The organism is Allocoprococcus similis (assembly GCF_054660775.1).
In genome coordinates, this window is sequence record NZ_BAAHSG010000018.1 from 43,281 (window position 1) to 68,535 (window position 25,255).

The 25,255-nt window shown below is 43.9% G+C and carries 20 protein-coding genes and 1 riboswitch; of the genes, 7 read left to right on the plus strand and 13 right to left on the minus strand.

Annotated features, from left to right (window positions below):
• Positions 1-109: 109 nt before the first annotated feature.
• Genes ACYQ5K_RS09455 through ACYQ5K_RS09465 form a run of 3 tightly spaced genes read right to left on the minus strand, consistent with a single transcriptional unit; the run spans position 110 to position 2,462 of the window.
• Complete coding sequence (locus tag ACYQ5K_RS09455; protein ID WP_459777491.1) at positions 110-793, minus strand: TIGR00266 family protein; 684 nt, start codon at positions 791-793, stop codon at positions 110-112.
• A complete protein-coding gene (gene rsmA / locus ACYQ5K_RS09460) occupies positions 783-1,667 on the minus strand; it encodes a 16S rRNA (adenine(1518)-N(6)/adenine(1519)-N(6))-dimethyltransferase RsmA (protein WP_118199149.1) in 885 nt (294 codons plus the stop codon). Before rsmA ends, ACYQ5K_RS09455 begins: the two co-directional genes overlap by 11 nt.
• Positions 1,668-1,700: 33 nt before the next feature.
• Complete coding sequence (locus ACYQ5K_RS09465) at positions 1,701-2,462, minus strand: TatD family hydrolase (RefSeq protein WP_459777492.1); 762 nt, start codon at positions 2,460-2,462, stop codon at positions 1,701-1,703.
• 206 nt (positions 2,463-2,668) lie between these two features.
• Here ACYQ5K_RS09465 and ACYQ5K_RS09470 point away from each other — a divergent pair, with 206 nt between their 5' ends.
• The 4 genes from ACYQ5K_RS09470 (at position 2,669) to ACYQ5K_RS09485 (ending at position 5,938) form a co-directional block, all read left to right on the plus strand.
• Positions 2,669-2,959, plus strand: coding sequence for a hypothetical protein (locus ACYQ5K_RS09470; RefSeq protein ID WP_195479164.1), 291 nt, complete (start codon positions 2,669-2,671; stop codon positions 2,957-2,959).
• A gap of 174 nt (positions 2,960-3,133) precedes the next feature.
• Positions 3,134-3,241: riboswitch (TPP riboswitch) on the plus strand.
• Between the two features lie 141 nt (positions 3,242-3,382).
• Positions 3,383-3,889, plus strand: a complete 507-nt coding sequence (gene thiW / locus ACYQ5K_RS09475; protein ID WP_173688832.1) for an energy coupling factor transporter S component ThiW — start codon at positions 3,383-3,385, stop codon at positions 3,887-3,889.
• Positions 3,890-4,162: 273 nt separating this feature from the next.
• Entirely contained in the window at positions 4,163-5,473 is a 1,311-nt protein-coding gene (gene thiC, locus ACYQ5K_RS09480) for a phosphomethylpyrimidine synthase ThiC (RefSeq protein WP_195231015.1), read from the plus strand.
• Positions 5,474-5,677: 204 nt separating this feature from the next.
• Positions 5,678-5,938, plus strand: a complete 261-nt coding sequence (locus tag ACYQ5K_RS09485; RefSeq protein ID WP_195231014.1) for a hypothetical protein — start codon at positions 5,678-5,680, stop codon at positions 5,936-5,938.
• Positions 5,939-6,085: 147 nt separating this feature from the next.
• Here ACYQ5K_RS09485 and metG read toward each other — a convergent pair whose 3' ends face one another.
• The 5 genes from metG to nadA form a co-directional block, all read right to left on the minus strand.
• The gene (metG, locus tag ACYQ5K_RS09490; RefSeq protein WP_195231013.1) at positions 6,086-7,990 is read right to left on the minus strand and encodes a methionine--tRNA ligase; all 1,905 of its coding nucleotides are present in this window, start codon (positions 7,988-7,990) and stop codon (positions 6,086-6,088) included.
• A gap of 507 nt (positions 7,991-8,497) precedes the next feature.
• Positions 8,498-9,013 carry a transcription repressor NadR gene (locus tag ACYQ5K_RS09495; RefSeq protein WP_118218414.1) on the minus strand — a complete coding sequence of 172 codons (516 nt, stop codon included), beginning with the start codon at positions 9,011-9,013 and terminating at the stop codon, positions 8,498-8,500.
• Between the two features lie 116 nt (positions 9,014-9,129).
• Positions 9,130-9,981, minus strand: a complete 852-nt coding sequence (nadC, locus tag ACYQ5K_RS09500) for a carboxylating nicotinate-nucleotide diphosphorylase (protein ID WP_195231012.1) — start codon at positions 9,979-9,981, stop codon at positions 9,130-9,132.
• Between the two features lie 35 nt (positions 9,982-10,016).
• Positions 10,017-11,219 carry an L-aspartate oxidase gene (locus tag ACYQ5K_RS09505; protein WP_459777493.1) on the minus strand — a complete coding sequence of 401 codons (1,203 nt, stop codon included), beginning with the start codon at positions 11,217-11,219 and terminating at the stop codon, positions 10,017-10,019.
• Positions 11,220-11,289: 70 nt separating this feature from the next.
• Positions 11,290-12,198, minus strand: a complete 909-nt coding sequence (gene nadA / locus ACYQ5K_RS09510) for a quinolinate synthase NadA (RefSeq protein WP_173688826.1) — start codon at positions 12,196-12,198, stop codon at positions 11,290-11,292.
• A gap of 185 nt (positions 12,199-12,383) precedes the next feature.
• Here nadA and ACYQ5K_RS09515 point away from each other — a divergent pair, with 185 nt between their 5' ends.
• Positions 12,384-14,147: a DUF885 domain-containing protein gene (locus ACYQ5K_RS09515; protein ID WP_459777494.1), complete on the plus strand. Its 1,764-nt coding sequence runs from the start codon at positions 12,384-12,386 to the stop codon at positions 14,145-14,147.
• Between the two features lie 91 nt (positions 14,148-14,238).
• Here ACYQ5K_RS09515 and ACYQ5K_RS09520 read toward each other — a convergent pair whose 3' ends face one another.
• The 4 genes from ACYQ5K_RS09520 to ACYQ5K_RS09535 all read right to left on the minus strand — a co-directional run bounded on the left by ACYQ5K_RS09520 (position 14,239) and on the right by ACYQ5K_RS09535 (position 19,922).
• Positions 14,239-15,291 carry a PTS transporter subunit IIC gene (locus tag ACYQ5K_RS09520; protein ID WP_178025539.1) on the minus strand — a complete coding sequence of 351 codons (1,053 nt, stop codon included), beginning with the start codon at positions 15,289-15,291 and terminating at the stop codon, positions 14,239-14,241.
• 224 nt (positions 15,292-15,515) lie between these two features.
• Positions 15,516-17,759, minus strand: coding sequence for a beta-L-arabinofuranosidase domain-containing protein (locus ACYQ5K_RS09525; protein ID WP_459777495.1), 2,244 nt, complete (start codon positions 17,757-17,759; stop codon positions 15,516-15,518).
• Positions 17,760-17,945: 186 nt separating this feature from the next.
• Positions 17,946-18,470 carry a spore maturation protein gene (locus ACYQ5K_RS09530; protein ID WP_178025526.1) on the minus strand — a complete coding sequence of 175 codons (525 nt, stop codon included), beginning with the start codon at positions 18,468-18,470 and terminating at the stop codon, positions 17,946-17,948.
• An 87-nt stretch (positions 18,471-18,557) separates the two neighbouring features.
• Positions 18,558-19,922 carry an MATE family efflux transporter gene (locus ACYQ5K_RS09535; RefSeq protein WP_459777496.1) on the minus strand — a complete coding sequence of 455 codons (1,365 nt, stop codon included), beginning with the start codon at positions 19,920-19,922 and terminating at the stop codon, positions 18,558-18,560.
• A gap of 203 nt (positions 19,923-20,125) precedes the next feature.
• On the opposite strand from ACYQ5K_RS09535, the gene ACYQ5K_RS09540 reads away from it, so the two are divergent.
• Entirely contained in the window at positions 20,126-21,889 is a 1,764-nt protein-coding gene (locus ACYQ5K_RS09540; protein WP_173688820.1) for an ABC transporter ATP-binding protein, read from the plus strand.
• Positions 21,886-23,865, plus strand: coding sequence for an ABC transporter ATP-binding protein (locus tag ACYQ5K_RS09545; RefSeq protein WP_459777497.1), 1,980 nt, complete (start codon positions 21,886-21,888; stop codon positions 23,863-23,865). Before ACYQ5K_RS09540 ends, ACYQ5K_RS09545 begins: the two co-directional genes overlap by 4 nt.
• A 401-nt stretch (positions 23,866-24,266) precedes the next feature.
• Here the strand turns inward: ACYQ5K_RS09545 and ACYQ5K_RS09550 are convergent, their stop codons facing one another.
• On the minus strand, positions 24,267-25,244 hold the full coding sequence (locus ACYQ5K_RS09550; protein ID WP_055248136.1) for an ABC transporter ATP-binding protein: 978 nt from the start codon (positions 25,242-25,244) through the stop codon (positions 24,267-24,269).
• Positions 25,245-25,255 lie beyond the last annotated feature (11 nt).

Consider the following 25,255-nt stretch of genomic DNA (forward strand, 5'->3'; position numbering starts at 1 on the left):
ACCTGCTCCTTTCTGTTAAACGCTCTGCAAAATACTGCAGAAAGTATGAATGAGGGACGGAAACACGCACTTTTAGCATCGTCCCCCGTCCCTTCTTCTTATTTATAAACTACTTACTACTTGTTGGAAAATATGGTCTCAGTGAATCTGCCACACTGCTGATCGGCATTGTCTGAAGCCATACATGTCCCGGTCCTGTAATAACCGTATTAAATAATCCTTCTCCGCCAAAGACAATATTCTTAAGTCCCGGCACGGTCTGGATATCCATCTGGCATGTTACACTCATCGCTGCCAGATAACCGGAATCAATCACGATCTGCTGACCCGGTTGTAATTCGTATTCTACCACATGTCCATCGAATTCTGCAAATACAATTCCATTTCCGGATACCTTCTGCAGAACAAATCCTTCTCCTCCAAACAGTCCTGAAGCCACTTTCTTGTGAAAATGAACAGATAGATTTACTCCCGGCTCACCTGCCAGAAATGCTTTTTTCTGAAAAATATATTCCTGCCCCGGTCCGATTTCAAATGCCTTGATCGAACCTGGAAAGCTGGATGCAAATGCGATCAGTCCATTCCCTCCCTGTGCGGTATAAATGTTCTGGAACATCGCTTCTCCAGAAAACATTCTTCCAAATGCTTTTCCAAATCCTCCATTTGTCGAAGTCTCCATCTTCATATTCGGAGACATCCATGCCATGGATCCCCGCTCTGTGATCATCCGCTCGCCGGCTTCCAGATAGCAGATCACTACAGGAAGGGTATCACCCTTGATTTCATACCTCATGCTCCATTTCCTCCTTTATAATATTAGTCAGTCTGGCAAATTCTTCCAGATCCAGTGCTTCTCCTCGGACACTGCTTCCTTTTCCGAGTTTCTCTATCGCAGCAGTGATGACTTCCTTCGAAAGATTCAGCTCTCCTGAATTCTTAAGGCCATTTGCCAAAGTTTTCCTTCTCTGATTAAAGGATGCCCGTATAAGGCGAAACATCAGCTTTTCATCCATAACCTCTACCGGAGGTTTCTGATGTCTTGTCAGGCGGATTACTGCTGAGCCGACTGCCGGACGCGGCATAAAACAGTTCGGTGGTACATTTGCAACAATATACGGTTCAGCATAATACTGTACAGCAAGTGAAAGTGCACCATAATCCTTTGTTCCCGGTCCTACCTGCATACGGTCAGCCACTTCTTTCTGAACCATAACCGTAATACTCTCTAGCGGCACATGACTTTCAAATAAGCCCATGATGATCGGTGTCGTTATATAATATGGAAGATTCGCAACCACCTTGATCGGCCGTCCTCCGTTTTTCTCCTTTGCAAGTGCTGCAATATCCACCTTCAGGATATCTTCATTGATGATCGATACGTTGTCGTATTCTTTCAGCGTGTCTTCCAGAATTGGAATCAGCGCACGGTCGATCTCAACTGCAGTTACTTCTCTTGCCGCACAGGCAAGGTACTGTGTCATCGTCCCGATTCCGGGACCGATCTCCAATACGTAATCATCCTTTGTGATCTCGGCTGCACGAATGATCTTATCCAGCACATGCTCATCGATCAGAAAGTTCTGTCCGAATTTTTTCTGAAAATTAAAATTATATTTTTGCAGAACCTCAATGGTATTCTGCGGATTTCCAAGTGTAGGTGTTTTCATCTGTTATTCTCCTGATTATTCATTGCCTGCGTCTTAGATGCCGTACAGATCTCTCGCATTTTTCTCTGTCACAGCAATCACTTCTTCCAGACTCATCTCTTTTAACTCTGCAATTTTCTCAGCCACATACCGGATATAAGAAGACTGATTCCGTTTGCCACGGTACGGCTCCGGTGCCATATACGGGCAGTCTGTCTCCAGCACGATCTTCTCGATCGGGATTGCAGCTGCGACATCTTTTAATTTCTTTGCATTCTTAAATGTGACGACTCCGCCGATTCCAATATAGAATCCCATCTTCACATATTCTTCAGCCATTTCACGCGAATAGGAATAGCAGTGAATAACTCCGCCAAGCCCCTGTGCATAATTTTTCATGATATACATGGTATCTGCGGCAGCTTCCCTGCTGTGGATGATTACTGGTTTTTTTACTTCTCCCGCGAGCTTCAGTTGCCGGATAAACCACTTCTGCTGTACCTCATGCGGTTCATTATCCCAATAATAATCCAGACCGATCTCTCCGACTGCAACCACTTTTTTGTTACGGCAGAGTTCTTTCATATGCTGGATCTTATCTTCGTTAAGTTCTCCAACCTCATCCGGATGCACACCGATTGCAGCATAAACATATGGATACTTTCCGGCAAGTGCCAGAACCTTCTCACAGGATTCATAAGTCGCACTTACATCCACGATTGTTCCGACTCCAAGATCCGACATAGATTTTAAAAGCTCATCCCGGTCCTCGTCAAACTGTTCATCATCATAATGTGCATGTGTATCAAATATCATTTTCCTCGTCTCGCTTTCTTTTTACTGACTGCTCTCAGATGTTCTAAGTATACCACACATTCTTAGCCGCTGAATAGTCACTTTTTTTACTTGCTTATCCGGTTTCTTCTATGTATACTATAGATAGTGCAAATAGATCACATCTGCAAATGTATGGGGAATATATTTCTGAAGATTCTGATCAGATATTATAGGAGGATTTTAAAATGAAAGTATTTGACACTGTAAACAATGTCGAGCTGGAAGCCGACACAAAGAAACTTGTAGACATTATGGTAGAAGGACGTCAGGTTGATGTATACCTGAAAGAAAAGAAGTCTGACGAAGACGGATACATGAGCTGGGATGTAGAGCACTGGTCAGCAATCGACAAAAAGCGTTTCATCCGCTGCTACTCTCTGGAAGGCCGTGTCCTCAGCGAGTCTACCGGACACAACATCTATGACCTTTACAATGAATTCAAACCGGAAGATGCTTTAAAGGTAGAACTCAGCTAATCTCTGCTGTATTCTACATAAGACGGTAATGAAATTCCGGACGGGCAGAACCTTCTGTCCGTCTTTTATTATACAAAAATCTACTCTGATTCTGCACAATGTCTTTTCTGAGATACTTTTTCATTTCCTCTTGTCAAATCCGGCTTGCCGCGCTATAATTCTACTTGTACAAGTTCATATGTACCAGGGAGCTGGAGATTACCGGCTGAGAGGGGATTTATTTGTCCCGACCTGTAACCTGATTTGGATAATGCCAACGGAGGGAATGTATACCATGTATTTGATAGAGATGCCTCCGCATCTCTTATTTTTTTACATGACATATCAGGAACACGAAGATGATGTGTTCAGTGATTACGGACAGCAGGAACTCCACTCAGGTGTGGGGTTTCTTTTTTATTTAAAAGGAAGGAGAACTCTACTATGAAACAAAATAATACAACAAAGAAACTCGCACTTGCCGGTGTTCTCACCGCGCTTGCAATCGTCGGAAGCTTTATCAGCGTACCGGTTGCCGGAAGCAAATGCGCTCCGGTACAGCACATGGTCAACATTCTTGCCGCCGTAACACTTGGTCCTGCATGGGGCGTTGGCATTGCATTCTGTGCAAGTTTACTCCGCAATCTGCTCGGTCTCGGAAGCTTTATGGCTTTTCCGGGAAGCATGGTCGGTGCTTTATGCTGTGGTCTTGTCTACAAAAAATGCCACATCTTAAGTCTTACCTGCCTTGCCGAAGCGATCGGAACCGGATTCCTTGGCGCACTTGCCGCTTATCCGGTTGCTTTGTATCTGATGGGAATTGCGCCGGCAGGACTTTTCGTTTATGTCGTTCCATTCCTTATTTCCACTGTCGCAGGAAGCATCCTTGCTTTCATCCTGATCACAGTTCTGGAAAAAGGCGGCGTTATGTCTCAGATCCGCGAAGCATAATCATCGTTCATTTTTACAGCACTCTGCTGTAAATGAAACCGCGTTACACCGGGGACACCACCTTGTATCGCGTAATAAAAGGCAGAGATTTTCAAATAAAATCCTGTTCATTGCCGGAAATTTTCCGACAAAGGCGTTAGCAATTCTATCATTCCGAACTGGAAGTGTACCCATCAGGCTGTGTCTGGTTTTTTTCGTGTACGCTGTCCGTGTTTTGCTGACGCCAGATTTTTGTGATACTCACAAACCAATAAGAAACGGAGGCAAAACAACATGAGAAATTACACAACCCAGATGGACGCTGCCAGAAAAGGAATTCTGACTCCGGAAATCGAAACCGTAGCAAAAAAGGAACATATGCCTGTTGAAAAGCTGATGCAGCTTGTCGCAGAAGGCAAGGTTGCCATCTGTGCCAACAAGAACCATACCTGCCTTGACCCGGAAGGTGTCGGAAGTATGCTCCGTACCAAGATCAATGTCAACTTAGGCGTTTCCCGCGACTGCAAAGATTATAATATTGAAATGCAGAAAGTTATGAGTGCCGTTAATCTCGGTGCAGAAGCAATTATGGATCTTTCCAGTCACGGTAATACCCAGCCATTCCGTCAGAAGCTGACACACGAGTGCCCGGCTATGATCGGAACTGTACCGGTCTACGACAGTGTCATCCATTATCAGAGAGACCTGGCAACTCTTACTGCACAGGATTTTATTGATGTTGTCCGTCTTCACGCAGAGGATGGCGTTGACTTTGTCACTCTTCACTGTGGAATCACAAGAAAAACCATCGAACAGATCAAAAAGCATAAACGTAAAATGAACATCGTAAGCCGTGGCGGAAGTCTTGTCTTTGCATGGATGTGCATGACCGGAGAAGAGAACCCATTCTATGAGCATTACGATGAAATCCTCGACATCTGCGAAGAATATGATGTTACCATTTCCCTTGGTGATGCCTGTCGTCCGGGATGTCTTGCTGACGCTACTGATGTGTGCCAGATTGAAGAACTCGTCCGCCTCGGAGAACTGACCAAGCGTGCATGGGATCACAATGTACAGGTTATGGTAGAAGGTCCTGGACATGTGCCGCTGGATCAGGTTGCTGCGAACATGAAAGTACAGCAGAGCATCTGCATGGGTGCACCTTTCTATGTACTTGGACCTCTGGTAACAGATATCGCTCCGGGTTATGACCACATCACTGCAGCCATCGGTGGCGCTGTTGCTGCAATGAGCGGAGCCGCATTCCTGTGCTATGTCACACCGGCTGAACACCTTGCACTTCCAAACGTAGATGACACCAAGCAGGGAATCATTGCTTCCAAGATCGCTGCTCACGCAGCTGATATTGCAAAAGGAATCCCACATGCGCGTGATATCGATGACAAGATGGCGGATGCCCGCCGCGTCCTCGACTGGGAAGCACAGTATGCATGTGCTCTCGATCCGGAGACAGCAAAAGCCATCCGTGACAGCCGTAAACCGGAAGATGACCATAGCGATACCTGCAGTATGTGTGGTAAATTCTGTGCGGTCAGAAGTATGAATAAGGCGCTGGCTGGAGAATATATTGATATTCTGTAAACTTAGAACTTTCCCGTGTAGAGCAGAAAATTCTATCACATTTTTGGTGTAAATGAGAAGAGAACTGTATTTTTCAGTTCTTTTCTTTTTGCCCAATTTTTGCTCTGTTTGTTCTATAAAATATAGCACTTTGACAATGGTAAATTTTTTTGTTTGATGTATAATAATTACACAAGAAAAAAGGATATAGCGGGAGGGATTTTTATGAAAAATAAAGTAATGTGGAAAGATGTGGCACTGATCATTTTAACAATTCTTTTAATTTTTTCTATGTGCAGAATACATACGCTGCATCAGTCAAATAAGAAACTCTATTCGCAGACTCTGGAGCTGAACAATCAGCTTGCTACACTCAAGGAAAAGAATGCAGGACTAGAATCAAAACTGAGCAGTGAAGAAAGTATTACAGATTCCGTAAAGACTTCTGATAAAACGACTCACGACACTTCCGATAACACACAGTAATCCCAAAAGAGGAAACAACTACATTATCTGTGGTCGTTTCCTCTTTTTCTGTTACATCACAGCAATCTCTGTGATATATTGATCTCTTATTTTTTTAATCAGGCAGATATTCCCAATCTGCCTCACGACTTGTCTGCTCCGTTTTAATTAACAGATCTCTGCTCCTGCCGGCATCTTCTTCTCCGGTGTCATCAGCGCAAGATTTCCATCTGCATCTTCTGCGCAGAGCAGCATACCTTCTGAAAGCACTCCGGCGAGTTTTGCAGGTTTCAGGTTCACAAGAACCATAACCTTCTTGCCTACCATCTCTTCCGGTGTGTAGTGTGCTTTGATTCCGGATACAATCTGTTTTACCTGGCTTCCGATCTTAACCTGTGAGCAGAGCAGTTTTTTAGATTTCTTCACTGCCTCGCAGGAAATGATCTCACCTACCTGGAACTGCATCTTTTCAAAATCTTCAAAAGTGATCTCCGGTTTTGCTTCGATGTCGATTCCTTCTTCTTCCTCTTCTTTCTCTTCTTTAACTGGTGGATGAAGTTCTGCTACTTTTTTCATAACTTCTTCCAGATCGAGTCTCTGGAACAGGATTTCCGGTTTGTCAGTTACATTTCCGCCACCAAGCTGTGCAAGAATCTTTTCTGATGTTTCCGGCATGAAGGATTCCAGAAGTTTTGCACCTTCGGAAATACTCTGGATCAGATTCCAGAGTACTGTCTCCAGACGGTCCTTTTTACTTTCATCCTTAGCAAGTGCCCAAGGCATTGTCTCATCAATATATTTGTTGCAGCGTTTAAACAGATTGAAGATCTCTGTAATCGCATCTGCCACACGCAGTTCTTCCATTTTTGCTTCTACGAGCTTCGGTGTATTTTCTGTTACAGCTTTCAGATCTGCATCTACTTCTTCTGTCACACCTTTATTTGTCACAGTTCCACCAAAGTATTTATTTGTCATAGAAATAGTACGGTTTACAAGGTTTCCAAGTGTGTTGGCAAGATCTGAATTCAGTCTTTCTACCATCAGTTCCCATGAAATCACACCGTCATTTTCAAATGGCATCTCATGCAGAACGAAGTAACGTACTGCATCGACTCCGAAGAAATCTACCAGCTCATCTGCGTAAAGAACATTTCCTTTGGATTTACTCATTTTTCCATCGCCCTGAAGCAGCCACGGATGTCCGAATACCTGTTTTGGAAGCGGAAGTCCAAGTGCCATCAGGAAGATCGGCCAGTAAATTGTATGGAAACGAATGATATCTTTTCCGATCAGATGAAGGTCTGCCGGCCAGTTCTTGTTGAACAGTTCTTCACTTTCACCGTCACAGTGATATCCGATACCGGTGATATAGTTGGTAAGAGCATCAAGCCATACATAAACAACATGCTTCGGATCAAAGTCTACCGGGATTCCCCATTTGAAAGAAGTTCTGGATACACACAGATCCTGAAGGCCCGGAAGAAGGAAGTTGTTCATCATCTCATTCTTACGTGCTACCGGCTGGATAAATTCCGGATGTGTATTGATATACTCAATCAGTCTGTCTGCATATTTGCTCATCTTGAAGAAGTATGCTTCTTCTTTTGCAGGCTGTACCGGGCGTCCGCAGTCCGGACATTTTCCATCTACAAGCTGGGATTCTGTGAAGAAGGATTCGCATGGAGTACAGTACATTCCTTCGTAGTGTCCTTTGTAAATATCTCCCTGGTCATACAGTTTCTTGAATATCTTCTGTACTTCTTTCTCATGATAATCATCCGTTGTACGGATAAATTTGTCATAAGAAGTGTTCATCAGATCCCAGATTCTCTTAATCTCCCCGGATACGTTATCTACAAATTCCTTTGGTGTAACGCCTGCTTCTTCTGCTTTTAATTCGATCTTCTGTCCATGCTCATCAGTTCCTGTCTGGAAAAATACATCATATCCCTGACTTCTCTTATAACGTGCAATTGCATCTGCCAGCACGATCTCGTATGTGTTACCGATATGTGGCTTACCTGATGTATAGGCAATTGCAGTTGTAATATAATATTTTGGTTTGTCTGCCATGGTTCTTTATCTCCTTTTTCTTTTAATTATTAAGTAAAAGAATGTGCCTTGGCACATTCTGGTGCCTGCGCGGTCGCTTGCGACATCTTCCTTGTGCGCCGCAGTGCGCATCCTCGCGGAGCGTTTTTTATATATTAGAAAAGAGCATTTTCTAATATATAAAAAAACCGCCTTCTATAAAATATAGAAGACGGGATTATTACCGTGTTACCACTTCTCTTCATCCTTCCCTCACAGGAAGAATCTCACCGGGTACAGTCTGCTGCTTTTGGCAGTCCATATCTGCACTCGCCGCTGTAACGGGCGGAACCCATCGCACGCTTGCACAGGAAACTGATTCGTTGCTTCCTTATGTTCACCTACGCTGCTCAGAAGCCATCTTCAATCCTTCTCCAGTCATCCCTCTCAGCCTCTGCGGGACTTCTCTGTAAACATTCAAAAGACCTACTCTCTTCATCATCGCTTTTCTCATATCAAAAAAATCCTATCACAGATATCAGAAACTTGTCAAGGCGTATTTGACACCAGATAGCCTTTTTCCTTCAATACCTGCTCGATCAGATCCAGTGTCTCTTCCGAATCCGCTTCAACTGTGTGATAGTGATAGTTGGAGGTGATATTCTTAAGCGGACTGGACTTTCCACTGTGGATCCCTTCCATGAATTCTTTGACATTTCTCCGCGATGCCACATCAAGAGGTGCTTCCATATGTCCATAAATCCGGTGATTGATCATTACATTTACCACCTTGCCACCCAGATCTACGATCGAACAAAGCTCATCCTCCATCTGTTCATCCGTATGACTGACTTTGAACACTCTCGTTACCGAATGCGGCGCATTCAGAATATATCCCCGGTTGGTCGAAATGATATCATATCCGGCTGCACGGATCAGTGCAATGTCCTGTACAATGACCTGACGGCTTACATCATATACCTTCGCCAGTTCTTTCCCCGGTACCGGAACCTCACTGCTCTTTATTTTGCTGACAATCTCTTCTCTTCGTCTGGAACCTGTCATCCCGATATAACTCTCCTTTTTCTGCAATTCTGCCCTGTATCTGATTCCTTACCTTTCTGTCATCCGGCGTCTTCCCTTTTGCGGAAGCGCTTCTGCATTTTCAGGCTAAGACCAGCTTAAACCGCATGCAGATTCTTCAGTGAAATATCAAGAACAGGAGCAGAATGGGTAAGTGCCCCACTTGATATATAGTCTACTCCAAGAGACGTCAGACGGTCAATATTTTCTTTTGTCACATTTCCGGAACACTCTGTCTCTGCACGTCCGTCAATAATCCGGATTGCCTCCTTCATATCCTCCGGCGACATATTATCCAGCATAATGATATCTGCTCCGGCATCGGCAGCCTCTCGAACCATATCCAGATTCTCTACCTCCACTTCGATCTTGCGTACAAACGGTGCGTATTCCTTTGCCATCTGTACCGCTTTTGTCACGCTTCCTGCCGCTCCGATATGATTGTCTTTTAAAAGAACTCCGTCGGAAAGATTATATCTGTGGTTATATCCGCCACCGACACGAACCGCATATTTTTCAAAGATACGCATATTCGGTGTGGTCTTCCGGGTATCCAGAAGCTTCGTTTTTGTTCCTTCCAGAAGCTTTGCAACCGAATGGGTATAGGTTGCGATACCACTCATTCTCTGCAGATAATTCAGTGCGACTCTTTCGCCGGAAAGCAGCGCACGGATATCTCCAGTAACAACACCCATCAGCTCACCTTTCTTCACTTCATCGCCGTCTTTGCAATAAAAATCAATCTTCACATTTTCATCCAGGATCTCAAATACTCTGCGAAATACATCCAGTCCGGCAACGACTCCGTCCTGTTTGCAGATCAGCTGCACCTCACCGGTCACGGCTTCTTTCATCACCGCATTGGTGGTCACGTCCTCACTGGAAATGTCCTCCTGCAGCGCTTCTTTTATCAGATGGTCTACATTCAATGTCATCGTAATCTTATTCATTTCTTTTTTCCTCACTCTAAACATATCTTTTTCTTTTATATTGCCTCTTTACAGAACACTGCCGGCTTCACTGCATTTTCCACTCCTGATATCTTATGTGCCGCACGTTTTGCAAACACCAGACTCTCAAGCAGAGAATTACTTGCCAGACGGTTTGCCCCATGGACGCCATTGCAGCTGGTCTCTCCAACCGCATACAGATGCTCCATCGAAGTTCTGCTGTCACTGTCTACCCAGATGCCTCCCATGAAATAGTGTTGTGCCGGAACAACCGGAATCCACTCTTTTGTCACGTCATAGCCTTCTTCCCGGCACCGCTCACAGATATTCGGGAAATGTTCCAGAATTGTATTCTTATCTATATTTTCCATGGAAAGCCACACATGATCCGTTCCATCTTTTTCCATCTGCTCACGGATTGCTTTTGTCACCACATCCCGCGGAAGAAGCTCATTGACAAACCGCTCTCCGTCTTTGTTATAAAGAACTGCACCTTCACCACGGACAGATTCTGAAATCAGGAATCTGCGTCCTGGTTTTGAAGAATACAAAGTGGTCGGATGGATTTGCACATAGTCCAGATGTTCCAGACGGATGCCATGCTTTTCGGAAATATCAAGCGCATCCCCGGTCAGATGTGGGAAGTTCGTAGAATGCTGATATCTTCCGCCGATTCCACCACTTGCAAAGATGGTATCCTGCGCATAGATCTTCATTTCTTCTCCGTCCTGCATCTTCGCTAAAATTCCTGCACACTTTCCATTTTTAACAATGATGTCTGTCATAGTTGTAAATTCGTGTATTTGTACATTTTTTCGTTTCTTTACTTGTGTAAGTAATTTACTTGTGATCTCTTTTCCTGTAATGTCTTCATGGAAAAGGATTCGCGGTCTGGAATGTGCACCTTCTCTTGTAAATGCAAGATTTCCGTCTTTTTTAGCAAAATCCACCCCATATCCAATCAGATCATGAATAATTTCCTGCGAGCTTCGGATCATAATATCCACGGATTCTTTCCTGTTCTCGTAATGACCTGCGCGCATTGTATCTTCAAAATACCCCTCATAATCTTCATCATCACGAAGTACACAGATTCCGCCCTGTGCAAGAAATGAATCACTGCTTTCCAGATCTGACTTGGTAATCATAACAATCTGTTTATCCTCCGGAAGATTCAGTGCAGAAAATGCACCACCAACTCCGGTTCCTACGATCACTACATCTGTCTTAATCTCCAACTTTATCCCTCCAACTCCGGTTCTCTTATCCGGTCACCTATTGTTTCTTATTTCTGATTTTCCGGTTCTTTTATTTTGCAGCAAGCTCCAGCATTTTCTCTAACGGTTTCTTGGAATTTTCCCGAAGCTTTGCATCTACGTGAACCTCATTTTCACCAGTCTGCAAAACATGCAGCACCTTCTCCAGAGTATTCTTTTTCATATTCGGACATACCGGAAGCTTGTCCGGATAATAGAATGTCTTCTCCGGGTTCTGTTCCTTCAGCTTGTAACCAACACCCTCTTCTGTACAGACAATGAATTCCTGACAGTCACTTGCCGTTACATACTGAATGATTCCTGATGTGCTTCCCACGTAATCTGCCATCGCAAGAAGCTCTGCACGGCATTCTCCGTGTGCGACGATCTGTGCCCCTGGATGTCTCCTTTTCACCTCGGCTACATCCTCAGGTTCCATCCGTTCATGAGTCGGACAGAATCCATTATTGTAAACAAAATTTTTTTCCGGTACATGATCGGCTACAAAATGTGCCAGATTCCGATCTGGAATAAAGAAAATATTCTTGTTCGGAAGTTCTTTTACGATCTTCACTGCATTTGCAGATGTCACACAGACATCTGAATATTCTTTCAGTGCTGCCGTTGAATTGATATAGCAGACAACAGCAAGATCATTATATTCTTTCCGCATCTTCCGGATCGTCTCCACATCTGCCATATGTGCCATCGGACAGTCTGCTGTCATATCCGGCATCAGAACCGTTTTCTCCGGATTCAGGATCTTCGCACTCTCCCCCATAAAAGAAACGCCACAAAATACGATTGTCTTTTCTTTGAGCTTCGTTGCTACCTTGCTCAGGTAAAAAGAATCCCCTATATAATCTGCTATCTCCTGCACCTCCGGCCGCACATAATAATGTGCCAGAATGACAGCATTCTTCTCTTTCTTAAGCTTCTGTATCTCTTCCACCGTTGTCATAACGTGATCCTCCCTTACTGACTCTTTTCTCATCTCTGATCTTTTTTCAGCATAGTGCCCATTATAGCACTGCACTTTACATCTGACAAGACACTTGTTTTGTTTCTGTAAAGTTTCGTTTAAAAAACATATTCTCGGAATCAAAATCATATACATAGAAACAACATCATTTCTTCTGGAGTTTTATGTTTCATCTAATTCTTAAACACCGGAAAAAAATATTTCTGATCCTTCCCTGTTGTCTGCTGGTCATTCTGATTTCTTTTCTGTCTGGCAATGCATTTTGGAACTCCCTGCATGCAGAATCTTCCGACCGGCAATTCCGTACTTTCACACGCCGCCTCTTCCAGACGGAAGTATCCGCAAATACCATCAGTCTTCACTATACCTTGCGTTCTCCTTCTGACTATGGCATCGCGGACATCCCGGCTACATATGGCAGTCTTTCTTCTGATCCCGTTGCAGCGAAAGCTTCTGTCAGAAATGTTCTCTCTTCTCTGCAGGAATTTGATCCCGGCACTCTTTCTTCGGAAAATGCACTAACCTTTAAAATCCTGGATACCTATCTTGAAAATGCATCCACAGGGACGGATTATCTGCTCTACCAGGAGCCACTTGGTCCGGTATCCGGCATCCATACCCAACTGCCCGTTCTGCTCTCGGAATACAGCTTTTACGACACACAGGATGTAGAAACCTATCTTGCTCTCTTAAAAGAAACGCCTGCCTATTTTGATTCTGTCATCCGGTTTGAGCAGAAAAAAGCTGCTTCCGGTCTTTTTATGCCGGATTACCAGGTTGATTCTGTTCTGGACACCTGCCAGTCTTTTATCGATATGGGTAAAGAGAATTATCTTGTCAGTACATTTGATGAACGAATCGCGTCACTGGATCTTTTACCTGAAAACAAAAAAGATTCTTTTCGGAAAGAAAATATGGAACTTGTAACAGAAGAGATTTATCCGGCTTATCAAAATCTGATCACCGCTATCAAATCGCTGAAAGGAAAAGGAACGAATGAACAGGGACTTAGCCATTTCCCTTATGGAAAAAAATACTATGAATATCTGGTGCGTCAGACTACCGGCTGCAATGAATCCGTTTCCCGTCTGCGACTGATGACCAGGGCACAGATACTGGAAGATCTAAATGCCATGCAGAAGGTTCTCTTCCCTGCCGACGCAGCACTTACCCAGGCATCCGTTTTGGAGCAGACACCTCCGGATTCCATGCTGGACGATCTCAGGTCTAAAATCACAGATACATTCCCGGAAATTCCTGATGTTGATTTCCAGGTCAAATATATTCCGGAATCCATGCAGGATTATCTAAGTCCCGCTTTCTATATGATCCCTGCCATTGACAATCTGACGGAAAATGTCATCTACATTAACAACGGACAGACCGCCTCAGGGCTGAATCTCTACACAACCCTTGCTCACGAAGGCTATCCCGGACATCTGTACCAGACCGTCTATTTTTCTGCTTCTGAGCCGGATCCTATCCGGAGCATTCTTGATTTTGGTGGATACGTTGAGGGCTGGGCCACCTATGCGGAAATGATGTCCTACTACCTTGCACCTCTCTCTAAGACGGAAGCATCCCTTCTCCAGAAAAACAGTTCTGTCATTCTTGGACTTTATGCGCTTGCAGACATGGGAATTCATTATGACGGCTGGTCTGTAACTGATACAGTCCGCTTTTTCAGCGATTACGGAATCAATGATGCAAATGCAGTACAGAGTGTCTACGAACTGATCATTGGAAGTCCCGCCAATTATCTGAAATACTATATTGGATACCTGAAATTTTATGAATTGAAAAAGGAGATGGCAGATGCCCTGGGAAATCAATTCTCCCAGAAAGAATTTCACAGGGCTGTACTGGATGTGGGACCGGCGCCATTTGAGATCGTATATGATGAGGTGGAAAAAAATTTATTAGATTGATCCTATGAAACAAAAAACTATCCTGTGAGAATCCAAAATATTCCCACAGGATAACCCCTCAAACACATTTTTATATAATTTACACCCGAATCTACAAATCCAGCTTCAGATCATTTTCCTTGATCCAGCCACATTTTCTCATCGGAATCGCAATTGCCCAGGAAAGTACTGCCGGAAGGATGAAGCAGATCAGCACAAGACCTGCCCAGTCCATTCCGGTGATCGCAGCCTTTGTTCCCGCAGCAATATCATTTACCCAGCCTGTGTACACACCAATCTGTCCGACCAGTCCGCAGGTTCCCATTCCGGATGCCACTGCCGCACCGTTCATCTTCAGATGGAAGATACAGGTTGCGACCGGACCGGTAATTGCGGATGCCAGTGTCGGCGGGAGCCAGATTCTCGGGTTTCTCACGATGTTTCCCATCTGGAGCATTGAAGTTCCGATCCCCTGCGCAAAAAGACCTCCCCATTTATTTTCCTTAAAACTCATAACCGCAAAACCAACCATCTGTGCACAGCAGCCGGCTACAGCAGCACCTCCTGCAAGCCCGGTAAGTGAAAGTGCCGCACAGATCGCTGCACTGCTGATCGGAAGTGTCAGCGCAATACCAACGATCACCGACACAAGAATTCCCATAAAGAAAGGCTGCAGTTCAGTCGCCCACATGATCGCAGTTCCCACGGTACTTGCCGCTGCTCCGATCGCCGGTGCGCATCCAAGTGAAAGCAGAACTCCCACACAGATCGTCACAAATGGTGTCACAATAATATCTATTTTTGTTTCTTTTGAAACCAGTTTCCCAAATTCTGCTGCAAAAATCGTAACGACCAAAACCGCAAGCGGTCCTCCGGCACCCCCAAGTTCATTCGCTGCCATTCCGACTGCTGCCAGTGAAAACAATACAAGTGACGGACACTGAAGTGCTACTCCGATCGAAACTGCCATCGCAGCTCCGGTTGCTCCTTTCGCATAACCGCCTACTGTTACAAGGATTCCTATACCAAGCTGTTCTCCGAGTGTACTGATAATCGTACCGATCAGAAGCGATGCAAACAGTCCCTGCGCCATTGCACCAAGCGCATCGATTCCGTATCGCTTCGCTGAAAAGATAATATTTTTCTTTCTTAGAAACTCTTTCATAACTTTCTCCTGCTCCTGTCATTCTTTTAGTGTATAATCTACTGTCTTGTCACATGTGATTACTGTGCAATATTATCCACTGTTTTGCAGAATCCGTCAAGAAGATTTTATTTAAATCTCTCATTAAATCTCTTGTCTTCGCAAAAGTATGATATAACTGATATGACTAAAAAGCAGGAGTGTACATTTTTTAACTGCACACTCCTGCTTTTTATTTCTTATTTTTATTCTTTATGAAAATATACATGATAAGCTTCCATATCTACTTCCGGAAGAGGGATCATCTTCATTCCATTCGCTTCAAACTGTAATTTTCCATCAACCATATGAATTTCTTCTACTGCCGGTGCTGTAAGGAATTCTTTTTCCTCTGAAAGTGCCGCAAGAATATATGGCCCATATGCAAAATTGACAAATGCCGCATCAGACTTGTTATCCAACACACGGAATTCCATCGGAAGTTCCAGTCGGATCACATCTCCGGCTTTCGGATCTGCATCAATTACCAGATAACCATCATGAAGTGCTGTATCTGCAAGAACTTTTCCATTTACAGACACGTTAAAATCCTTCTGTCCCCATGCCGGAATATGGATTTTAAGAACTTTTTTCTGATCCTTTTGGCAACGGATTTCCATTACACCTTCTTCATCCACACTCTGAAGTTCGATCATCGTTTTTCCATTTTCGTCCGTCAGCACGGAATCTACAAGAAGGTTAATGTAAAGCGTATCTTCATCCTGCGCATAAATATTTTCCATATAGCGGAATCTGCTCTCCATACCGGTTCCATGACAGCAGGAATTCTCTGAAAGGAAGAATTCTTTTCTGCCACCCGGACCAAGTGGAAGAAAATAAGTCGTTCCACCATCACATTTATGACTACTTGATGTCAGGATATGATTTCTCAGCGTATTATCATAATAATCCATCAGATTGCCGCTTCGCGTATATTCAAATAACTGACTGGTCAGGCGCAGCATATTATAACTTGCACAGCTTTCAGCAGCCTTATCCGTAAGATAAGAACACGTTGTATTTGCACGATGGAACATCTCAGTCTCACCAACCCCACCGATACAATATGTATGTCCACCAGTCACGATATTCCAGAAATTCTTTCCGATTTCCCAATAAATCTCATCACCAGTTGCCCGATACAGATCCATTGCACCGATAATCTGCGGAATATGCTGGTTTGCATGCATATCCTCCAATGTATCGCATTCTTCTTCCATCGGATAGAATAACTTTTCATTTTCAAAAAGTTTTGCAGCCTTCAGATGATTTTCTTTTCCGGTCAGCTCATAGACTTTTACCATTGTTCCAAGCATACCACCAAACTCGCCTGCAATATACATTGCCCACATTTTATCCAGAGTTTCTTTTGGCAGACGGGAAAGCCTGTCATATACCCAGTCTCCCATCAAATCCAGGATCTCTTTTGCCGTCTCATTTCCGGCAAACACATGACAATCATATAATCCGGACATAATCTTATCCAAAGTATAATATGGAGCCCAGATTTCCGGATACTTGGTATATACTTCCAGAAGATCGAACTGTTCCTCTGAGTATGCACTTAAAAATCCTCTGTGATATTTGCCGGTTGCCGCAAATGCATCCTGGCACTTTTTCAGCTCTGCTACCATGTAATTGACTTTATCTAAAAATTTTGGATTGCCGGTTGCCGCAAATGCAAGTGCAATACCTGACAGATAATGTCCTGTCGTGTGCCCTTTCAGTTTACAGCTTTCCTCATCCCAACCGGTCATCGGAGGTGCCCCTTTTGTATCCAGTCCGGTCGCTTTGCGGAAATTATAAAGCATCTGGTCATCGTCAATTCCAAGAAGATATTCTTCCATCAGCTTCTGGTATTTATAATAAAGAGTTCCTTCTTTCAACCGAACCTGTCCAAGTGGAAAATAACCCACTTTTTTCTCCGGTCCTTTTACTGGTACTATTTCCTTTTTATAATGGATCTCTGCAGATGCTTCCTTTTCTGTTCCATCGATCACACCTGCAACTGCAACCACTGTCTCTTCTTTTGCCGGCTCATATGTATTCCATTTCACCGGCATTGTCATGCGGCGTCCATCTTCTGTGTATACGATCACAACAGACGGAAGATGTGCTTCTTCACCGACCAGTGCATTAAGGACGACTTTACGTACTTCTTTTACGATATTTTCTTTTGCTTCCTGCAATACGGTCGCCACATATTCTCTTGACTCACTATATCCTTCATATGTTGCGGTAACCGTCAGTGTAACTTTACGGTTTCCCATGCCATGCAGTGGACGATGTACCTTTCCTGTATTATCAATAAATCTTTCTTCCCCTGTCTCCCAAGTAAATTGAGCACCATATTTTCCGTTCTCCGGGAGTGTAAGATTGTCATCTACCGTGCTCAGATTCCCAATATAAATTGCATCCAAATCTTTTTTAATAATTTCTGCTGCGTTCATGTTTTGCTCCTTTTCGTATAAAAATTGGATTCGAACCATCTATAGACTATATTCTATGTTTCTCTCCATTCTTTGTCAAGATTTTGCACATTTTTTGTTAATTGTAGTCATTTTTATTGTGCGATATATACATTTTTCAAAAAAATCTGAATACAACATTCGATAATTTTTATATACAACTTTTATTTATACAAGTGCTGCCAGCCACACACTCGCTGCAAGCCCTGCAAATGTTGCAATAAGTGCTCCGGCAAGAGTATACCTGGTTTTTTTCACCTTTGCTGACATAAAATACACAGACATCGTATAGAAAATCGTTTCTGTACACGCCATCGAAATTGAAGCGATCATTCCGTTTCTCGAATCCGTTCCAAATTCCTTATAGATATCAAGCAATAATCCCGTTGCGGCAGAGGACGAAAACATTTTCACAATCGTAAGCGGAACCAGTGCCCCTGGAAATCCAATCTGCTCCGTCACATTTCCAATTATTTCCGATATAAATTCCAGGAAACCCGATGCACGCAAAATCCCCACTGCCGCCATCAATCCGATCAACGTCGGCATCAGCCGCACGACCGTCCAAAATCCACGCTTTGCTCCCTGAATAAAAGTATCATATACATTCACTCCTGCCAAAATTCCATATATAAGAATGGACAAAATCATAAAAGGGACTATAAAGTCAGATATGTATAAAAAAAGGCGCATAAAAACAGCTCCTGGCGAACCACTTTACTAAAAAGTATATTCGCCGGAGCTGTTATTCATTCCGTTTGCTTTATAAAGAAAACTTTTCTATTCCTCATCCGCATACTTCGCAAACCGCTTCTCATTCTGGTGGATCACATAATAATACATCACGATCAGCAACACACTTGCCAGGATCCATGCCGCCGGACTTGCCATGCATACCCCAAAGTAACTCTTCTGCCCTGCCGCGATCATGGCAACAACGCCCCTGCCAACCAGCTCAGCCACACCAGCCATCATCGGAAGCAGTCCATATCCCATTCCCTGGATTCCATTCCGGTAAACATTTACAACAGTAAGAGGAATAAAGAAAGTACCGACGCACTTCAGGTAAATATCCACGGAACGCATAATTTCTGTCAGATCCCCAGACAGGAACAGATACGTCATATATTTTCCAACCGTCATAATGATCGCCGCAACTACGACTGAATAGATACTTCCCATGATCGTAATTGACTTAAATCCCTGACGGATCCTTTTGATCTTACCTGCTCCAATATTCTGTGCGCAATAGGTTGCCATCGTGGTTCCCATCGCAACATATGCCTGCGTCACGATCTGCTCTATCTTATTCGCTGCGGTAAATGCCGCTACCTGTGTGGAGCCAAGCAGATTCAAGGCGGTCTGTACCATCATGGTTCCGATCGCTGTGATCGAATATTGAAGCGCCATCGGGATTCCGACTGCAAGCTGGATCTTCAGCAGATGTCCGCTCGGACGCCAGTCCTCCTTATGTAAATGCAGAATCGGAACCGCCTTCATAATATATACCAGACACAGGATTCCCGAAATCCCCTGTGAAATCACGGTCGCCCATGCCGCACCGGCCGCGCCCATGTGAAACGCAATGATAAATACCATATCCAGCACAATGTTGAGCAACGCCGCAAGAATCAGGAAATATAGCGGAACCTTGCTGTTACCAAGTGCCCGCAAGACACTGGATAAAAAGTTATATAGCATCTGCGCCGCAATTCCGCCACAGATTACCATAATATACGCATAGGCATCCTTGAAAATATCATCCGGTGTCTGCATAATCCCAAGAAGCGGTTTCATTGCCATCATTCCGAACACAGTCATAATAAGAGACATAATAATCGCCAGAATCGCGGCATTTCCTACAGTCTTGCGCATTGCTTTCATATCACCCGCACCAAATTTCTGTGCCGTAAGTACAGTAAATCCTGCCGTCATTCCCAGAATAAATCCATTGATCAGAAACATGATCGTTCCCGTACTTCCAACAGCCGCAAGTGCTTTGGTTCCCACGAACTTTCCTACGATAATCGTATCCGCCATACTGTAGAACTGCTGAAATACATTTCCAATGAAGATCGGCAGTGTGAAATTAAAAATAATTTTTCCCGGATTCCCGGTCGTCAAATCTTTTTGTAATGTTTTCATATATTCCCTCTGTTTATCTCATTAACATTTTACCTCTCGTCATTATAGAAAAATGTATCTTAAATTGCAATTGTCGTTTTCACGAAATTTCCCCTGTTTCACAAAGTATTTCCCGTTTATTTGACGGAATCTTTGACACCCCAGGTTCTATCCTCTATAATAGTTTATATAGAAAAATTTTATCATTTTCAGGAGGCATTGATATGAAACCACTGCCCTTTATCATGCAATATGTCAGGCGATACAAATATCGCTATATTGCTGGAATCCTTACTCTTTTTGCTGTAGATGCGGCAAGTGTATTTATTCCAAAACTTACCGGTATCATTACCGACGGTCTTACCGCGCGCAGCATCACCTGGAGTTCCATTCGTACCTGTCTTCTTGGAATCTTTCTGATTGGTCTTCTGCTTGCAGTCGGCCGTTTTTTGTGGCGTTATTTTCTTTTTGGAACCGCACGTATTATCGAGCGTGAACTGCGTAATGAAATGTTTTCCCATCTGGAAACTATGGATGTGGAATACTACAACAGCCACAAAACAGGTGATCTGATGACCCGGTTTACCAGTGACTTAAATGCGGTACGCATGGCACTTGGCCCTGCTGTCATCTGCATCTTTGATTCCGTAGTCATGACGCTCCTGGTCGTCTGCCAGATGATGTATTATGTCAATATAAAACTGACACTTCTGGCACTGATCCCGATGGTCATTATCTGCCTCGGCTATATGCATTACGGAAAGGTACTGGATGACCTCTACACCGAACGTCAGGACAGTGTTTCCAATCTTGCCGACTTTGTACAGGAAAGCTTCTCCGGGATCCGTGTGATCAAGGCCTTTGTCCGCAAGCAGGCAGAAATCCTTTCTTTTTCCAAAAAGAACCAGGATACCATGGATAAAAGTATGCGCATCGCAAAGCTGGAAGCCATCCTGATCCCGCTTCTGGATGTGATCATCGGATTTTCCAGTCTTGCCTCACTCCTTTATGGGGGGTACCTTGCCCTGATCGGACAGATTACGCTCGGACGCTTCGTAGCTTTCAATCAGTATGTCAATATGCTGGTATGGCCGATGCTCGCCTGTTCGGAAGCTGCTGTCATGTTTTCCCAGGGAACTGCATCCATCCGCCGTGTACAGGAAATTCTGGAAGCGCAGACAAATGTAAAAGATACTGCTTCTGTCACGACTTTAGACACCCTGCACGGGGATATCCGTTTTGATCACCTGACCTTTGCACACCTTGGCAATACTTCTCCGGTACTGCATGATATCAATCTGGACATCCCATCCGGGACAACCCTTGCCATCATCGGGCGCACCGGCAACGGAAAGTCCACTCTGGTCAATCTTCTGCTCCGGCTTTACAACACCGAGCCAGGCATGATTTATCTGGATGACCATGATATCAACACAATTCCGCTGAAAACTCTGCGTGAAAATATTGCTTATGTACCACAGGATAATTTTCTTTTTTCCGATACTCTGAAAGCAAATATTGCATTCGGCACAAAGTCACAGGATATGAGCCGTATTATCGCCGCAGCAAAATCAGCCTGCATTCACGATAATATTGCAAATTTTCCGGACAACTATGATACGATCGTCGGCGAACGTGGCGTTACGCTTTCCGGCGGTCAGAAACAGCGCAGCTCCATCGCCCGCGCCCTGATGAAAAATGCGCCGATCCTGATCCTTGATGACTCCCTTTCCGCTGTCGACACCGATACGGAAGAACATATCCTGCATAATCTCAGGGACGATCGTAAAGGGAAAACAACAATCCTGATCGCACACCGCATTTCCACAGTACAGCATGCCGATCTGATCATGGTACTTGAAAATGGGGAAATGAAAGAGCTTGGAACACACACCGAACTGATTCAGAAAAATGGCATTTATAAAGATATGTTTGAAAAGCAACAGTTGGAAGCTTCCATTGGAGAACAGGAGGTAGCCCTAAGATGAAACGACTTTTAAGTTATCTAAAACCGCATAAATGGGTAATGACACTGGCAACTGTCCTGGTTCTCTTCATCATTGCTGTGGAACTTTACCGCCCGATCATCGTCGGAAATGCAATCGACCAGTACATCAATGGTTATTATCATCCGTATGCAGAAGCCGACGTTTCCGCTCCGGACGCTGTAAACTGGAACGGCCTTGTACTGTCGCGCGACCAGGCGGTATCCGCGGCGGATTCTGCTTCCTTTTATCAGATTTTTCTCTGGAAGGATCACTATTACATGGCAGAAAATCTCACCCGATCTGAATGTACCGCACTGCAAAATGCCGATACATCTGTTTTAAAAAATTATGTCAGAGAAGGTGCGCAGAAGCTTACTTCCAATGATCTGAAGGTTTTAAGACAAAATGATTTTAAGGGGATCTCAAAAGCCGGAATCCTGTTTCTTCTGCTGCTTTTTAGCGGATTTTTCCTGAACCTTGCCGACACCTGGCTTTTGCAAAAGATGGGCCAGCAGATCGTGTACAAACTGCGTGAAGAAACATTTACACATATACACAGCCTGTCACTTTCTTTTTTCAATACAACACCGGTTGGCAAGCTCGTAACCCGTGTATCTAACGATACTGAAGCAGTCAACGAACTGTTTTCCACCATTCTTGTGAAACTTTTTAAAAACGTTGTAAAGATTATTGGTTACGCTGCTGTCATGCTCTCAATTAATGTGAAAATGGCAGGTATATCCTTCCTGCTTTTACCTCTGGTTGCAATCCTGACTTTTGTTTTCCGGCATCTCTCCAGAAAAGCTTACCAGATCACAAGAAATAAAATCACAGAGCTGAACACCTTCCTGTCCGAACATATTTCCGGTATGAAGCTGATCCAGATCTTTGCACGTGAAAAAGAGAAATACAGTGAATTTGAAGGCAAATCTATGGAACTGTACCGTGCCAATTTCCGCGAGATCATGACTTTTGCGATCTTCCGGCCTTCAATCTATCTGGTTTCGATCATTGCCATGATCCTTGTCATCCGTACCGGAAGCCTTTCTGTGTTAAATGGAAGTCTTTCTCTCGGAACCCTGTTCGTGTTTATCACCTACATCAGCTCCTTTTTCGAGCCAATCCAGGAGCTTTCCGAACAGCTTGGAACCCTGCAGTCTTCCATTGCTTCCGCAGAAAAGATTTTCAGTGTTCTTGATGTAAAACCAGAGATCGTATCTCCGGCCGATCCGACTCCGGTCAATATTCTTGGTGAAATTGAATTCCGCCATGTCTGGTTTGCCTACGAAGAGGAAAATTATATTTTAAAAGATGTAAGTTTTGTAATCCATCCGGGTGAAAAAGCTGCTTTTGTCGGCGCTACCGGAGCAGGAAAATCTACAATTTTAAATCTGATCGGAAGATATTTTGATATTCAGAAGGGACAGATCCTGATTGATGGGATTGATATTCATGAAATTGATCTGGATGTGCTCCGCGGTGCGATTGGTCAGGTTCAGCAGGATGTCTTCATCTTCACCGGAGACATCAAAAGTAATATCTCGCTGAATAATGAAGCAATCTCACCGGACGATGTCAGACGGGCTGCCGAAATTGTAAATGCAGATCCATTTATTCAGAAACTGCCGCACGGATATGATGAGCCGGTCACAGAGCGCGGAAGTACTCTATCTGCCGGGCAGCGCCAGCTTTTGTCCTTCGCACGGACACTTGCTTATGATCCGAAGATCCTTGTTCTCGATGAAGCAACTGCCAACATCGATACAGAAACCGAGACACTGATCACACAGGCACTTGCGCGGCTGATGGATGGAAGAACTACGATCATGGTCGCACACCGACTTTCTACGATTCAGCATGCGGATAAAATTATTGTGATGCATCACGGGGAAATAAAAGAATCCGGAACCCATCAGGAGCTGCTGGCGAAGGATGGGTTGTATAAGAAATTGTATGAATTGCAATTGATGGATTAGACAATTCTGTCATTTTATTTTATATTGATTTTCTTCTTTATGTTTGTTACCATAAGTTCAAGGTGCTATTTCACACTGACGTGAATGGCGGTTCGCTTTGTGCGGAGGGTTCATAGCTCCGATTACATAGATCATCTCTTAATTGAGAAATCTTGGAAAGGAGAACTAGCTTATGCTGACCATTACTGACCTTATTGCAGTGATTTCACTGTGTGCGACTTTTTACAGTCTTGGGTATGTGCGTGGAAAGCATGATTCCAAGACGCAAAAATAACCGCCCATCGTCCTGAGAAAACATGAGCGGTTATTTTTAATAACCAAATAATATCAGGCGAACCGTCATCGGTAGCACCTTTTCTATTTATTATACTAGCATCTTTACACTTTTATGTCAATTTTCTTTACAAGATTTCTTTTGCCCTATGGCATGCAACGGAATGTCCTTTGGAAATCTCCTGGAGTTTCGGGACACCGTTTTTACAGGCTTCTGTCGCATATGGACAACGAGTCACAAAACGACAGCCCTCCGGGATATTCATCGGACTTGGCAGCTCGCCTTTGAGCTGGATTCTTTTATGTTCTCTTGCTTTTAACGGATCCACGATCGGAATTGCAGAAAGCAGTGCCTTTGTGTACGGATGCATCGGATTGGTATAAAGTTCATTGCTCTCTGCCACCTCAACCAATGTTCCAAGATACATAACTCCGATTCGGGTACTGATGTAGCGTACCATTGAAAGGTCATGTGCTGCAAAAAGATACGTCAGACCAAATTCGTTCTGCAGATCTTCCAACATATTGACAACCTGTGCCTGGATCGATACGTCCAGGGCTGCGATCGGCTCATCACATACGATGAATTCCGGATTAACTGAAAGTGCTCTTGCGATTCCGATTCTCTGTCTTTGTCCACCGGAAAATTCATACGGGAATTTATCCATATCTGCTTTTGACATTCCAACTTTATTTAACAGATACTCAGTTCTTTCTTCCGCTTCTGCTGCACTCATCCCTGCTTTTTTCAGCGGCTCATTGATAATTTCGCGAACATTCCAGAATGGATTCAGAGCTGAATACGGATCCTGGAAAATGATCTGTACTTCGTCTTTCATCCACTGCAGATTCTTTGCTTTTTCATTTGTGATATCTTTTCCTTTATAGGTTACTTTTCCATCTGTGATATCATACATACGGATCAGGGTACGTTCCAGTGTTGATTTTCCACAGCCTGATTCTCCAACCAGACCAAAAGTTTCGCCTTTATTGATCTCAAGACTTACACCGTCTACCGCTTTTACATACTGCTTACCGCCCATAAATTTATGAACCGGGAAATACTTCTTCAAATCCGTTGCAGATATTAATATTTCTTTATTCATCTATCTCCCCA

Coding starts and splice junctions, on each gene's coding strand:
- ACYQ5K_RS09540 (WP_173688820.1), top strand. CDS start 20,126: ATGAAACCACTGCCCTTTATCATGCAATATGTCAGGCGATACAAATAT.
- thiW (WP_173688832.1), top strand. CDS start 3,383: ATGAAACAAAATAATACAACAAAGAAACTCGCACTTGCCGGTGTTCTC.
- nadA (WP_173688826.1), bottom strand. CDS start 12,198: ATGACAACGGTGGAAGAGATACAGAAGCTTAAGAAAGAGAAGAATGCT.
- ACYQ5K_RS09485 (WP_195231014.1), top strand. CDS start 5,678: ATGAAAAATAAAGTAATGTGGAAAGATGTGGCACTGATCATTTTAACA.
- nadC (WP_195231012.1), bottom strand. CDS start 9,981: ATGAATAAGATTACGATGACATTGAATGTAGACCATCTGATAAAAGAA.
- ACYQ5K_RS09525 (WP_459777495.1), bottom strand. CDS start 17,759: ATGAACGCAGCAGAAATTATTAAAAAAGATTTGGATGCAATTTATATT.
- ACYQ5K_RS09455 (WP_459777491.1), bottom strand. CDS start 793: ATGAGGTATGAAATCAAGGGTGATACCCTTCCTGTAGTGATCTGCTAT.
- ACYQ5K_RS09495 (WP_118218414.1), bottom strand. CDS start 9,013: ATGACAGGTTCCAGACGAAGAGAAGAGATTGTCAGCAAAATAAAGAGC.
- ACYQ5K_RS09545 (WP_459777497.1), top strand. CDS start 21,886: ATGAAACGACTTTTAAGTTATCTAAAACCGCATAAATGGGTAATGACA.
- ACYQ5K_RS09520 (WP_178025539.1), bottom strand. CDS start 15,291: ATGAAAGAGTTTCTAAGAAAGAAAAATATTATCTTTTCAGCGAAGCGA.
- thiC (WP_195231015.1), top strand. CDS start 4,163: ATGAGAAATTACACAACCCAGATGGACGCTGCCAGAAAAGGAATTCTG.
- ACYQ5K_RS09530 (WP_178025526.1), bottom strand. CDS start 18,470: ATGCGCCTTTTTTTATACATATCTGACTTTATAGTCCCTTTTATGATT.
- ACYQ5K_RS09515 (WP_459777494.1), top strand. CDS start 12,384: ATGTTTCATCTAATTCTTAAACACCGGAAAAAAATATTTCTGATCCTT.
- metG (WP_195231013.1), bottom strand. CDS start 7,990: ATGGCAGACAAACCAAAATATTATATTACAACTGCAATTGCCTATACA.
- ACYQ5K_RS09465 (WP_459777492.1), bottom strand. CDS start 2,462: ATGATATTTGATACACATGCACATTATGATGATGAACAGTTTGACGAG.
- ACYQ5K_RS09550 (WP_055248136.1), bottom strand. CDS start 25,244: ATGAATAAAGAAATATTAATATCTGCAACGGATTTGAAGAAGTATTTC.
- rsmA (WP_118199149.1), bottom strand. CDS start 1,667: ATGAAAACACCTACACTTGGAAATCCGCAGAATACCATTGAGGTTCTG.
- ACYQ5K_RS09470 (WP_195479164.1), top strand. CDS start 2,669: ATGAAAGTATTTGACACTGTAAACAATGTCGAGCTGGAAGCCGACACA.
- ACYQ5K_RS09535 (WP_459777496.1), bottom strand. CDS start 19,922: ATGAAAACATTACAAAAAGATTTGACGACCGGGAATCCGGGAAAAATT.